The following is a 13,769-nucleotide window of genomic DNA, read 5'->3' on the forward strand; positions in this document are numbered from 1 at the left end:
AGGCAGCGCAGCATCATGTGATATGTTGGCGTGGTCAACGTCGGGTTGTCGTTGTGGGAAGGCATGGCGGATCGGAGAATCATTCATGCAAACGCCAAACTTACCAGCCATTCGCACCCTTTCGCCCTGCATGGAACAAAGGCCGCATCGTGGGTCAGAAACGACCGTTGAAACCAAAGCATCTTTGGGCGATCCGTGTTCGATTTGAATTGGCCGAGAATCACCGTGATCTCGCACTTTTCAATATGGCCATCGACGGCAAACTGGGCGGAAGTGACCTGGTGAAGATGAAAGTCGTGGACGTCATGGCGTCTGGTCAGATCAAAGAACGGGCTTCGGTTTTGCAAAGCAAAACGCAGAAACCGGTGCACTTCGAGATTTCTGAAGGCACACGTATGTCGGTTGAGAAATGGATGGAAGATAAACTCATGGTCGGCTCGAAATACCTGTGACCGGGTAGGTTCCATGAGTGCCTGTACATCTCGACCCGACAGTATGCACGGATTGTTCGTGACTGGGTTACGTCAATCAGGCTCAAGGCGAGTGCCCATGGCACCCATTCGATGCGCCGAACCAAGGTCACCCAGATATACAAGAAGACTGGCAACCTTCGAGCAGTTCAGCTTCTTCTCGGTCACCCCAAGGGGGACAGCACCGTCCGGTACTTGGGTGTTGAACTGGAGGATGCTTTGGCCATCGCGGAAGCCATTTAAATCTAGCGTATTTGGGTCGCCTTCATTGGCGGCCCAAAGGAGACATCCAGTGCATCCCTCGAATGCTGCGGCTGCTGCCCGTATTCCTGCCGTTCACCGCGCAAGTGAATTCCGGGGTTTAGTGATCTCACGGCAAGCGGACAAAGCGGGCACAAAGAGACATGTCCAAGAGTCTGTTCTTGCGTTTCTTAGATCCGCGTAGTCTGTTGGTTTCTGAACATTTTTCGGAGAACCTTTCTCAATGCTTAAACACATTCTGACTGCGATATTTTCAGCTGTCCTATTCTCAATCGCTTCGTCTGGAGGCGCCGAGACAATGCATGTGAAAACCACAGTGACCTACCAGGAACGCATCGCGCTGCCGCCTGACGCCGTTTTAGAAGTCGAACTACTCGACACTTCGCGTGCTGATGCCCCTTCGGTTAGCCTGTCTTCCCAGAGGTTCAAACTTGCGGGTGTCCCCAGAACAGTTGAAATTGCCTACGACACAGATCTCATCGATGAGCGCCATACCTAGACAGTGGCTGCCAGGATCATTTCAGACGGTCACGTGAAGTTTCGTTCTACGACGGCGACACCTGTGCTCACCCGTGGCGCACCAAATTCTGCTGAACTCGTTTTAGAGATGATGCCAAGGAGAGCGGGCGGCAACGACCCAGACCAATCGATCTACGATATCAATTGGGAAGTCTATGAGATCGCAGGGCGTATGCTGATAGTTGATAACCCTCCTTCCTTGACAGTTGAACAAGACGGCCAGTTTGGCCTTTACGGTGGGTGTAACCGGTTTACGGGAACCCTTGACGCAGCCAACGGTGAGTTCAGCATGCCGGGCAACTTCGCAGGAACGAAGATGGCGTGCCCGGAGGATCAAGAAAAGCTTGAACAAGATACGATCCAAGCCTTGTCCGAGGCAGTGGCCTACGTGATAAACGGAACAAACCTGGCGCTCAGGAATGCAGCGGGAGCGACGGTTCTGCGTCTGCGTAAATTGCCAGAATAGGTACCGCGCCTATTGGAGCGATCTGGGACAATCAGCCGACTTGTTCAAGCCAATATCAGCGGGAATCAAAGGTCGAAATCCCGAGCGGATCATAGACGTTGGACGGCTTTGATTGCGAGTGATCGTGATAGTGGGCCTTACTGCGTGCGTGGCGTAGTGACGCCATCAACACTCGTTCCGGATTATCGATCAACTGGCCTGCATCGGCTTCGTCATTGTCTTCTCCCGCTGCAGGAGGAGCGGGCTGTAGACGGCCTTCAAGTACAGTTCCCCACACATTGATATCGGCCAGCGTCAAAGGATCCACAGTTAGCGGATTTTCTTCAAGGATTGTGAAGTTGGCCAGTTTGCCGGGCTCGATGGAACCGATCTCATCCTCCAATTGCAGTGAATAGGCTGCGCCAATGGTGATACCTTCCAAAGCATCTTCAGCACTGATGCGCTGGTCCGGACCAACGACGCGACCACTCGTGGATATCCGATTGACAGCAGCCCACATGTACTTCAGCGGCTCCGCAGGAGCCATCGGCATGTCCGAGTGCATCGAAAAGGGGATACCTGCCCGAACGGCATCGCCTAAAGGCACCATGCGCTCTGTGCGATCACTACCAACGCTGCCTGCGGCGTACCGATCTGCGAGCGTCGGCGTATAAACGGAATTGCCGCTGACGATCGCGCCAAGACGTTTAATACGTGCGATCTGATCTGGTTGGGCGTAGCCAAAGTGTACAACGACAGTGCGATGGTCATATCGCGGGTTGCGCTGCATGGCGGCTTCAAGGGCATCAAGAAGGATGTCCAGACCGCCGTCTCCTAGAGTGTGAACATGGACCTGAAAACCTGCGTCCCAATAAAGGTCGAAAACCTGCTTGAAGAAATCGGGCGTCATGATCCACTGACCTTCATGCCCGTCCAGATAGCCGTCGCGCATTATCATTAGTTCACTGAAGATCGCACCATCCAAAAGCAGCTTGACTTGCTTAGGTAGGAACTGGGTTCGGCCTTCGCTCCACGCCAGCACAGCTTCGGTCTCGGCCAGTACTTTTTCGGGGCCCACTGTGTTCAGAAACATACTCCCAAGCGTTCGACCGTCGGGAATAAAATAAAAGTTGAATGGTGTGTCGTCTGGACCGAACGCTTCCGCCACCAGAGCTTGGGCGTTTTGATCCACAGGGCCAGCAGGCTCTGCAAGGGTCGTGATCCCGCTGCGGTGATAATAGTCCTCTGTGAACTCCAGCGCCTCCATGACCCTGTCGATAGACGCATAGGCCGGAGCAAACTTCTCAAAGAACACATGCTCCCAGAATGCAGCTTCAAGGAAGAGGCCTTTTTCAAGGTTGGCTTGAGACCGGGCCAACTCGCTTGACCAGCTGGCAATGTATTCTTCGGTGATATCCAGTTGTTCGAGGGCCACCGAGTTGAAGTACATCTCGTGGGTAGAGCGCTGCCATACAGCCAGCGGAATGTCGGGGGCCAGTTCGTCTAAAATCGTACGGCTCATGTCCCCGTGCCACGACGCGTGATACCCCCAGACCATCAACGGCCGCCCGCTGCTTGGATCATATGTGTTGATGACCTCGGACAGGCGTGCGCGAAACTCCTCCTCGCTATTGGCAAGAGGCGCAAATCCGGCCGGCGATTGCCAGTCCTCGATGGAAATGATGGCATCCGACATCATCGCAAGTGCGCCCAGAAGCGGGTGCAAATGCTGTTCAATAAACCCGGGCACCATGACCTTGTCTTCAAAGCTGCGGTCAATTGCATAGCTACCTTCGGGTAGGCGACCCTCGATTTCCTCCAGGGTGCCAACGTCAGTAATTCGACCGTTCCTGACCGCCACCGCTTCAGCCACCGGGGCGTCCGGATTCATGGTGAGAACTTTTCCACCGACGTAGACCGTTGTGCCGGGAAACTCAGGGAAACGCTCGAAGGCGTCTTGCAATGAGGGGGACTGTGCAGCGCTATGAAGCGGCAGGAAAGCGAAAGCGAATACTGTGAGAGACTTAAAGAACTTCATTGATGCCTCCGAATGGGATTACGGACGTAAATAAATTGCTTCGATCAGAGCAGGCTGATCTGCCATGTGTCAACCTAAGCCCTCAGTCACTCAATACTGACTGAGCAACCCAAACTTGAAAGCCACTTTTGTTGCCCGCTGTGGGCTCACAGCAGTAATTCGCCCAAATTCGCAGAATGACTGCATTGGAAACAACGTTGGAATTTCACCAGGCAGCGTAGAACGGCAGTAATTCTCGAATACCCGAGAAAACGGACTATGCTTTGCCTCGTAAAACTACGTTGTTCAGTTCTTTGAAAACCAGATTTTCACCAGCCGACTGCGGCCGTACTTCAGCTACAACTCATTTGGAGCGATACTGCGATGCCAAACACTTCGTTACTTTCAAAGTCCAATTTTCCAGTTTTTGCGCTTATTGGAGGTTTGATTATGCAAAACCTTGGAACTTCTCCTGTCCATGCTGAAGACGACCCATACGCGACGCCGCGAGAAGACTTTTCCATCCGCGACTTGAGGAATGGTTACACAGCCAAGCAAGCCTACGACCTGAGCTCTGAATGGAATTTGCAGAAGTTCCTCGACATTACCGAAGCCGGGGCGTTTTCGTACATGAACCTCGCCGAGTTCCTGCCAAGTTCGGTTATTCGCCGCGACGGGGCCGTTGCGATGCTTGCGACAAACCTTAACGATGCCATAGGCGCCACGAGCGTCCCGGGCGCTGATGGCAATGCTGTCTCGCTCGACGAGATGATTAATGCCGATAATTCCACGGTGCAGGGCGTTATGGTTCTTCACAACGGCGAAATCGCTTACGAGGTTTACCCGGGAATGCGTCGGACGGACAACCACGTCTGGATGTCCAATGCAAAGATCCTTTCGAGCTTGCTGATTGGTCAATTGGAAGATGAGGGTAAGATCGACGTTCAGAAAACGGTTGGCGACTATGTCGAGGGCACCAAGGGAACAGCCTGGGAGAGCATAAAAGTCATCGACGTCCTGAACATGCAGTCTGGTTTGGATCTGGAAGAGAACCCCCTCTCGCGCAAAGGCGATACGCCATATGGGCGTTTTGTCAGAGCTGAGGTTGGTGTTCCGAACGAAGCAGGCCTCCTGCAAACGCATAACGAAGCCCTGTTTGCCATACCCAAGCTGCGGGAACCGGCTGAGGCCTTCGAGTACTCCTCTGCAAATACACAAATGCTTGGCCTCGTCATCGAAGCCGTTACCAACCAGCGACTTGGTGAAGCGATCACGGAGCGGGTTTGGAGCAAAGCGGGAATGACTGGCGACGCCACCCTTGCGCTGTCACCTCAAGGAAACGGTATCATACACGGTCTGATCAGCAGCCGCTTGATCGACATGGCAAAGATTGGTCTGCTCTACACGCCAAGCTGGGACAAGACAGCGGCGGACCGCATTGTATCTGAAAAGATGATCGACACGATCCAAAAAGCGGGTATCGTCGAAAACTACATCAAGGGAACACTCGGCCCACACCTTTCCGAAGCATTCCGTGAACAACCGATGGCAAACGCATACCAATGGGATGCCGTTTTTGCCGATGGCGATTTCTACAAAAGTGGGATGAATGGCCAAGGCATCTATGTCTCGCCAGGAAAAGACGCAGTCGTCGTTTGGTACGCAACCGGAGGTGCGAGTATCGACATGGAAGCTTACGCCAGGGCCATTGTGAATTCCCTGTAGGTCAGATCACGCACTGGCGTCTCTGGCCGCAGGCCAATGTATAGTCGGTCGTTTGGTGACTAGAGCATCCATTCGACCGGCAGCCACCTGACCACGGCCGTCAGGGCACGCTGTAAACCAGTGGTTTCCGGGTCTGCGGTATGAATGGTGACTGTCCCATCCTGCTCTTCTTGCAGCCATATCATCTCGCCGCTGTCGTTAAGTTCGACTCGATAAGAAAACTCACGCCGGTTCATTTGCTCCGCGAGCGATGCAGCAATCTTTGGGCTTTCGATCATAAGGCCCATTTCTGTATTCAGCCGCGCGGATCTGGGGTCGAGGTTGTAAGAGCCTATGAAGATCCGTTCTCCATCCGATCCAAAGACTTTTGCGTGTAGACCGGAGGCCGATCCGGCCAGCATCTCGGGCAAGCTGCGCTCACGATGTTCACGCCGCAAAGCTCGAAGCTCTAGCAACTCTACACCGCTGTTCAACAAGTCTTCCCTGTAACGCATATAGGCCGCGTGAACGGGCATAACATCCGTGGCATCCAATGAGTTGGTCAGAATGCGGACCTTCACTCCGGACTCTGCCAACCCCTCCAAAACCTCCGCGCCTCTTTCGCCCGGAATGAAATAGGCTGAGACAAGGTCTAGCGAGGTCTCAGAGGTTTTGGCGAATTCGATAAGTTGCTCGACAATCAGATCTTCACTCTCGACTTCGCCCAGCCCTTTTGACGGATCGTCGACGAAAAGAGTGACTTCGCTCCATTCGAATTTCAGATCGCGCGCCGATATCCGGTCGGCCAGTTCATTTTCCTGAATAGCCCTTTGATAACCTGCGCCAACCGCAGTCTGGCGCGCGGCGTCTGCCTTCGTTTTCAGACTTTTTCCCGACGGAGGCTCCAAAAATAACTCCGCGTCGTACGCGGAAGCACTGTTCCAATATGCGTCGAATGATTGCGACACCTCATCTACAATCGGGCCAATAGCTATCGCGTCCACATCAAGATAATGCGTTCCTGCACCGTAGTCGAAATAGATGTCACCAATGTTGCGCCCTCCAACAATCGTGGCGACTCCGTCCACAGTCATTGATTTATTGTGCATCCGCCGGTTCAGGCGCCCAAAGTCAAATGCATAGGACAGAAGTTTTGGGTTTCTCAAAGTGAACGGATTGAAAATGCGAACATTTGCATTTGGCAGAGCGTTCAGTTCGGCGAGCAATTCATCCAATCCGGGAATGCCGTTGTCATCGACCAATAATCTGACACGGACACCGCGCTCTGCTGCTGCCCTAAGCTCTTCCAGAAGCATGAGGCCGGTCACGTCATCTTGCCAGATATAGTACTGAGCATCGATTGAGGATGTCGCTTCTCTTGCAAGGATCGCCCGGGCCGCAAAGGCTGCGCGTCCATTTCCCAACGGCCTTACACCGTCTAGCCCGGGATTGCGTTCAAGTGCATTTTTTATTGTTGCACCTAATGGTCCGTCCCAATCGGCATCTTGCTTAAACGTTGGCTCAGAAAAGTTTTCCTCAGGAAGCGGAAATGTCAGTCGTAACCCCATAATGATCACTGCGATCACCGCTACCAAAATCAAACATGTTCTGATCAGCCGCATTCAGGGTTCCACAAATGGCAAGTTGGATTTGCCTTATAGTTGAGATTGACCTATCGACAGACAGTTTTTCAAGAGTTTAGGTCCAAACAACAGACAGAGAACTGAGCTTTGTCCACTTTGGGCTCGGAGCTGACCTCGGAGGCAGCGCAGCATGACGTGATAGGCTGGACCGGTCAACGTCGTGTTGTCGTTGTGGGAGGGCATGGCTGATCGGAGGATCAGTCATGGAAACACCAAACCTACCAGCCATTCGCGCTCTGCGCCCTGCATGGAGCAAGGGCCGCATCGTCGGTCAAAAACGACCGCTGATACCAAAGCACGTCTGGGCCGACTTGAGCTGGCTGAGAACCATCGCGATCTCGCTCTGCTCAACTTAGCGATCGACAGCAAACTGCTTGGATGTGACTTGGCAAAAAGCAAGGACGTCGAGAGCGTGCGAGGTTTCATTGATCATCGTATTCCCACCCTCGCAATGGAAGATCGAAGCGGCAAACTTATCTGGTTTTTGTTCATGGCGCTTGCGCTCAACATTCGTATCACCGGAGGGGTGCTCACCCCTCTCTTTCATGTTGAAGATCCGATGTGTGCCCTCCTCATAAGTCAGGCCGCCGATCGAGGTTTGGTACGTGGTCCCATCGATCAAGCCGTTTGGAACCAATCAATAAGCGGCGCCGGTTTAGAAAGTACGGCGTGGCCCTATGCAGGTCCGCGACTGGGCATCATCCCAGGGGCTACGCTTGATCATATCGAGAACCATCCGTATTTCTCAATTCTTCACCAGCGCAATATCAGATTTTTCTCATTGGATGCGAGTATCGAAGCTATCGACAGCGCAATGTCGCGACGGCGCGTGGACAGTCTCCATGCGATGAGACTTCGCGCAGAATTTGCGGAGTTCGGCGACCCACCGGCTATCGACGATAGGGATGTCGGTGATGAAGATGAGCATTTCGAAGAATTTGATGATGAGGCGATTTACTGACTGGCAGCTTGGGAACTAGGTGAAGCCTTATCTGTTCGAAATTCGAGCTGGTGACAGGGCTGGCCATCTTGTCTTTGTTGGTGCAGCTCAAAAAACTTCGGCGACTTATTGCATTTTGCGATCTCAAATGTCCGCTTCGACAAGAACGCCTTTCAAACGCTGTTCTGCGGCGAAAGTCAGGTTCCCAAGCAAAGGCCCCTTTTCTGGCTTTCCGATATCGATCCCGACACCGCGCTGGTGAGACTATTTTTGACTGGAGTACCGGCGCCGGTGAAGATTGTTTCGACCTTCGCCTTGTACCTCTTTGTTGTACACAATTCCTATTGGACAGGGCTTACCCAGCCTTGTTTACGTAACTCGCGCAGTACGGCTTCTGCATGCTCGACATCTTTGTGGATACTTTTGAGCATCGCGCCGATTGGTGCGTCCGGCCAAGCACGCTCAAGTTCAGCTAGTTTGGCTTTAGCCGCATGGTCTTGCCCCATAGCTGACAGCGCCGCCGTTACATATGCAAGTGAAGGTGCGCTGAGTGGATCGCCAAGTTGCTTTGCCTCTTCAAAGCGTTCTACCGTTGTTTGATATTCACCCAGATGAAAATGCGTCGCGCCGGAAATGTTTCGATTTGCAAACCTTTGGTTTCTGGAATCTAGCAGAGAAAGCCTGTCGGCCGTTTCAATAGCTTCGCCAAACTCGCCAGTAAACATCGCCACGGCACCGAGAAAGTCGAGAACGGCGCCATCGTTAGGATCAAGTTTTGAGGCCCGCCTACCGAGTTGCAGCGCGGCGTCATAATCGCGATTGGCGAAACTGGCCCAGCTTTTTGCGGACTGGCTCCAGGCTTGGTCTGGGGCAAGGCTAACCGCTTGGCTCGCCATCTTCATGGCGGCATCCGCATAGTCGTTCTTGGTGTCTGACGGCGGAGTTATCACCGCAAGGGACGCGAGGGCCTGCGCTGCACCGGCATATCCGCCGAAATATTCTGGATCGATCTCGATCACGCCTTCGAAAACGGACAGAACCAGCAACTGGCGCTGTCGGTCGAAGACCGGAAATATCATTGTCCGTGCTTGTTGCGCCAAATTGAATGCTTGTAATGCAGCAGGGGATTTTTCGTAAATTGCTGCGCGCTGCAAGTGCGTGTTGGGATCAGTTGCAGATAAACCAATCACTTCGGCAGCAACAGTTTCTTGTCCATCTTGGGCAAGACCAACTGCAACCAACGCACCGACGACGGCCCCAATGGTGAACGCCCCTACGGGCAGTCCAAAGCGTAGGGCCTTTTTTGAGATTGATACAGCGGTTGTTTCTGAAACACTTTCGAACCGCGGCCGATATCCACCGCTATCGATACACAGCCGTACCGGATCATCTTTTCCGATGCCCTCGTAATGCAGTTCCAAGAACTGGCGAAGTCGCCGCGCGTCGACTCGAACGATGTTTTCCGGATCGGTCCCCTCCGAGGTATCGCGGTCATAGACATCTTGAGCGATAGTCTTGCTGCGAATTTGGTCTCCTCGACCAGCAAGTTCTTCTTCGACGATGTACGTCAGGAACGCCTGAAGTCTATCGGATCCATCCAGATGAGCGTCAACAAGCAACCTGCCAAGGGCGGCGCGCTTTTCACGGTCCGAAATGTCTTTGGAATACCTCATCACATTCTTATTTTTGCAATTAATGACGCGTGAGTCACGCCGATATTCACCGTGAGTCACTTACGTGAATGTTTCCTAAGCCTCAGACTTGTAACCAAAACAGCGAGCCGGAGCGCGAAAATCCGCATTCCCAGCATGCCAATCTACTAAGCGACGGGAGGATTACACATGACACAACGTATGAATTACGAGAGGCTTAGCAAGCACTTCGCAATCGGCGTGATATTTGGCGCTTGGGCTATTTCTCCACAATCGGTCACTGAAGCAGTCATCGATTTAATTGCCCCTTCGGCAGCATACGCGCAGGAAACAGAAGAAGTTTCTCCTACGATGGTGCGTGATCGCCCTCGCGATGTGTACTACCCCAATACTGAAGATCTCGCCGAAGACGAGATGCGGGTCATCGCGTGTGGAACCGGAATGCCTACTACGCGGGCTGCTCAGGCTGCAGCGTGTTTCCTTGTGGAACTGGGCAACGGAGACAAGTTCTTGTTCGACATTGGCTCGGGATCGGCCGAGCGAATTTCTTCCCTGCAAATCCCGTACAATTATTTGAACAAGGTCTTCATCGGCCATCTTCATACTGACCATTTCGGCGCGTTGCATGACTTGTTCATCGGTGGCGCATTGATGGGGCGGAATATTCCGTTGCGGGTTTGGGGACCAAGCGGTCCCGTGGAAGAGTTAGGGACAGCCTATGCGCTTGAAAACATGCGACGGATGTTGACCTGGGACCTCGCCGCGCGTGCTGGCAATACTGATTTTCGCGGATACAGCTTGGAAATCAACGAATTCGACTACAAAGGTGAAAACCAGGTGGTCTACGAGAACAATGGCGTAACGATCCGCTCCTTCCCAGCAATCCACGCGATTGATGGTTCGGTTAGCTATGCTTTGGAGTGGAATGGGCTGAAGTTTGTCTTCAGCTCGGACACCTATCCGAACAAATGGTTCAAGGAATACGCAAAGAACGCAGATCTCGCGATTCACGAGTGTTTCATCGCCGTACCTGAACTGGTCACCAAGATGAAGTTTACACCTGAGTCGGCACTGCTGGTTGGAACCCAAGTCCACACAGCGCCTGAAGCCTTTGGAAAGGTGATGAGTGACATCCAACCACGAATGGCTGTTGCGTATCACTTCTTCAACGATTTCGACACGGTCAACTCGGTCTACCAGCGTATTCGGTCAACTTACGACGGCCCGCTCAGTCTCGCAGACGATTTTATGGTTTGGAACGTCACCAAGGACGACATAACCATCCGCATGGCCGCAACTGAAGAAAGAACTTGGGCACCGCCATTGGCTGCTCCGGCGCAGGCACCCGACATGCGGGATCGGGTTAATTTTTCTGAAAAAGCTGGTGTGCCGCAAGATGTTCTCACGTTCTCAGAGTTCACACTCGGGGGTGTTGACGATGTAGATGACGTCTTGCGTCCGATCTACGAGGAGGCGTCAGAAGTGTTGGGCCAAGAGTTCCCGTATCCGGGCGATGAATAAAGTTTAATTTGACCGGCGCGTCTTCATAACGCGCCGGTTCCTTCAATTCTGATCGGAACTCTCTATGCGACATACCTCATTGATTTTTCGCTATTTGGTCTGCGTTGGATGGCTGCTTGCCGCCATATCCCACGCAGCAAACGCCCAGTCACTTGCACGTTCTGAAGAGGATGAAGGCGGTTGGCGACACTCAATCACGCCCTATTTGTTCCTTCCGCTCCGCACGACGGGCACGTCAACTATAGATGGAACAAGCGTCGATTTCGACTTGAACCTCAGCGAGGTGCTGGACGTGCTGCAAGGCGCTGCTTCAGTACGTTACGAGGGCTGGAACGGCGACTTCGGGATCATTTCTGAAGTTTACTACGTAAAGCTTGGCGGAGATGGAACTCTACCCGGTGGAAGGGTGGACGTTGATGTTGATGTCCGGCAGACCTTCGCCAACGTGCAGGGCGCTTACCGGTTTGCGAACGGAGTAAATGCCTCGGGCCAACGCTATGCAGCGGATGCCGCAATTGGGGTTCAGTGGAACCGGATCAAACAGGAAATCGACTTTGCGGGCCCCGGCCCAGGTATGACGTTGGGTGGGACAGAAGAATGGCTCGAACCAATGATCGCACTTCGATATATCACGGAAATCAACGACAAATGGAGTTTCGCCAGCCGGGCTGAACTGAGTGGTTTCGGTGTGAATGGTGATGACCTGCAATACCTGGTTCTGGCTGGGTTTGATTGGAAAGGCTGGGAAAACACGTCCCTGCGGTTTGGCTATCAGTTCTATGGAATCGACTTTTCCACCGACCGTTCGGATGGGGAGTTTGCCTATGATGTGGACCAGAATGGTATCTATGCTGCCGTCGCGTTTCATTTCTAAGATTGGCGAATACAGTAAAACATGGGTTCGGTTGGGCTCAGTACTTGCGAGTCTTGCGTTTGGGGCAAGCCAATCGATTGCGGACCTCGTGTCCCCCTACGGCGGAGAAACCGCGCCGAACTTTGTTGAGCTTTCGGTGCAGCCTGATCATGTGCGGGTTCTCCTTGAGGTCGATTTGAACGACTATCCCCTATTCGTCATTCCAGATGATGGTTCGGGAACGTCACTGGCTGGGCGTACGGGGCAAAACCTTCAGATCTGGGCAGACGAAGAGAAACTGATCAGCACAACGAATACGATTGATGTGCGCCCCAGAATTTCCCGGCAAACAGCAGCGAGCACTCTGTATCGACCGCGACCGCGTAGCGAAAATGTCGTCTACGTGGACATGGAGTTTCCGTTCAATGGCAAGCCGGAACAGATCACGTTCATTCCCCCCCTAAGTCCACACGGGATTCCCTTGGCTTCACTTGGCGTTGTGGCCGAGCATATGGGCGTTCCAGTAACAGATTATCGCTATTTGTCGCAGGCTGAAACAATGCTGCCGGACTGGGAAGACCCTTGGTTTAGCAAGTTTGAGAATCCAAACCTCACTCGCCACCACAAATCTCCGATGATGTCTTTTCTTGCGATGGAACCGCGTGTCGTCCGGCACGAGGTCATACTGCGTTTGAAAGACCTTGAGACTTGGGTGAACTTGGGCTTTGGCGATGCTGACCGACTGACCACAGATGATGTCGCCCGGATCAAGTCTAGCGTGTCGGACTTTTTTGAGACGAGAAACCCTCTCGCCGTCGACGGCAAGCCGATGAAACCGGAAACGGTGCAGGTCTCGCGTATCAAAGTTGGTGCCGAAGGTTTGCGTGTTCTTCCGGATCAAGCCGAGGCAAACCGAAAGACGATGTTACTGGGCGTCGTCCTTTCTTATCCGGTTTCGACTTTGCCGAACCGAGTTGATCTGGCATGGGAGCTTTTCCCAGTTGGTTTGGATGTTGTTCCGATCACCCTTTCAGATCCGGCAGGGGCGGTCCCCTCGCAGATTTATGCATCCGATCCTGTTGTAAGTTGGAACAATCACCTGACAACTTGGACCAACCCAAAGACCAGCCCGGTTATCGTCAACGTCGCTGGCGTAACTCAGGTTCCATCGTTTGCGCTCGCCTTAGTGTTCTTATGTTTGATATGCGCATATTTTTCGTGGCATCGTGCAAACGGTCAGCGTCTGGTCTTGCTTGGCCTGACCGGGGCATTCGGTGCCGCTGCGATTGTCACGTATTTCCTAGGCAACCCGTCGACGGCGCCCAAGCCGGATGAAATCGCGACGCGTCAAATCGTGGAAGGGCTGTTAACCAACATCGGGACCACGATGCTTGAGACGCAAGATGATAATTCCGTGGCGGCGATGGAGCCTTATGTCGAAGCAATCAATCGCGACAAGGTTCAAGCAGAAATGCGTCGTGGTTTATCAGTTACCTTGCCCTCCGGCGCCATGGCTCGCGTCGAAGCAATTTCCGAACTGAGTGTCGAAAGTTTCACGCCCGGCGAAGAAAGAAACCAGCATCAGGCCCTCGCCAGTTGGACAGCCCGCGTAAGCGGAGGCCATTGGGGGCACCTGCATAGGCAAGCGGTTTCTTATCGTGGCTTGCTCGACGTTTCGCGGCATGGCGACCATTGGATGCTTGATGACCTGACGATTATCAGCGCCAAGACAGGAGGGTAATTC

9 protein-coding genes and 2 pseudogenes are annotated in these 13,769 nt (G+C 53.1%); 8 read left to right on the plus strand and 3 right to left on the minus strand.

Translation table 11 applies throughout. From position 1 onward, the window contains the following. Positions 1-85: 85 nt before the first annotated feature. The 3 genes and pseudogenes from GOW48_RS03470 (at position 86) to GOW48_RS22380 (ending at position 1,716) form a co-directional block, all read left to right on the plus strand. Positions 86-713: pseudogene (locus tag GOW48_RS03470) on the plus strand (tyrosine-type recombinase/integrase). A 316-nt stretch (positions 714-1,029) separates the two neighbouring features. Next, positions 1,030-1,230 carry a YbaY family lipoprotein gene (locus GOW48_RS22765; protein WP_170751438.1) on the plus strand — a complete coding sequence of 67 codons (201 nt, stop codon included), beginning with the start codon at positions 1,030-1,032 and terminating at the stop codon, positions 1,228-1,230. Between the two features lie 33 nt (positions 1,231-1,263). Further along, positions 1,264-1,716 (plus strand): META domain-containing protein, encoded by a 453-nt coding sequence (locus GOW48_RS22380; RefSeq protein ID WP_170751440.1) that lies wholly within the window; start codon positions 1,264-1,266, stop codon positions 1,714-1,716. A gap of 55 nt (positions 1,717-1,771) precedes the next feature. Here the strand turns inward: GOW48_RS22380 and GOW48_RS03485 are convergent, their stop codons facing one another. Further along, positions 1,772-3,733: an amidohydrolase gene (locus GOW48_RS03485; protein WP_170751441.1), complete on the minus strand. Its 1,962-nt coding sequence runs from the start codon at positions 3,731-3,733 to the stop codon at positions 1,772-1,774. 429 nt (positions 3,734-4,162) lie between these two features. Here GOW48_RS03485 and GOW48_RS03490 point away from each other — a divergent pair, with 429 nt between their 5' ends. Then, the gene (locus GOW48_RS03490; RefSeq protein ID WP_170756369.1) at positions 4,163-5,437 is read left to right on the plus strand and encodes a serine hydrolase domain-containing protein; all 1,275 of its coding nucleotides are present in this window, start codon (positions 4,163-4,165) and stop codon (positions 5,435-5,437) included. 59 nt (positions 5,438-5,496) lie between these two features. Here the strand turns inward: GOW48_RS03490 and GOW48_RS03495 are convergent, their stop codons facing one another. Then, positions 5,497-6,840: a phospholipase D family protein gene (locus tag GOW48_RS03495; RefSeq protein ID WP_234899361.1), complete on the minus strand. Its 1,344-nt coding sequence runs from the start codon at positions 6,838-6,840 to the stop codon at positions 5,497-5,499. A 422-nt stretch (positions 6,841-7,262) separates the two neighbouring features. On the opposite strand from GOW48_RS03495, the pseudogene GOW48_RS03500 reads away from it, so the two are divergent. Further along, a pseudogene (locus GOW48_RS03500) lies at positions 7,263-7,459 on the plus strand (integrase); the annotation flags it as partial. Positions 7,460-8,340: 881 nt separating this feature from the next. On the opposite strand, the gene GOW48_RS03505 reads toward GOW48_RS03500, so the two are convergent. Further along, positions 8,341-9,672, minus strand: coding sequence for a tetratricopeptide repeat protein (locus GOW48_RS03505; RefSeq protein WP_170751447.1), 1,332 nt, complete (start codon positions 9,670-9,672; stop codon positions 8,341-8,343). 168 nt (positions 9,673-9,840) lie between these two features. Between GOW48_RS03505 and gntH the strand changes: the two genes are divergently transcribed. The 3 genes from gntH to GOW48_RS03520 all read left to right on the plus strand — a co-directional run bounded on the left by gntH (position 9,841) and on the right by GOW48_RS03520 (position 13,766). After that, positions 9,841-11,172, plus strand: coding sequence for a guanitoxin biosynthesis MBL fold metallo-hydrolase GntH (gene gntH / locus GOW48_RS03510; RefSeq protein WP_170751449.1), 1,332 nt, complete (start codon positions 9,841-9,843; stop codon positions 11,170-11,172). A gap of 64 nt (positions 11,173-11,236) precedes the next feature. Continuing rightward, on the plus strand, positions 11,237-12,046 hold the full coding sequence (locus GOW48_RS03515; protein ID WP_170751451.1) for a hypothetical protein: 810 nt from the start codon (positions 11,237-11,239) through the stop codon (positions 12,044-12,046). Then, positions 11,997-13,766: a hypothetical protein gene (locus tag GOW48_RS03520; protein WP_170756371.1), complete on the plus strand. Its 1,770-nt coding sequence runs from the start codon at positions 11,997-11,999 to the stop codon at positions 13,764-13,766. Before GOW48_RS03515 ends, GOW48_RS03520 begins: the two co-directional genes overlap by 50 nt. Positions 13,767-13,769 lie beyond the last annotated feature (3 nt).

Origin of the sequence: Ruegeria lacuscaerulensis, from assembly GCF_013033355.1 — a bacterium.
In the GTDB taxonomy this organism is placed as follows: Bacteria; Pseudomonadota; Alphaproteobacteria; order Rhodobacterales; family Rhodobacteraceae; genus Ruegeria; species Ruegeria lacuscaerulensis_A.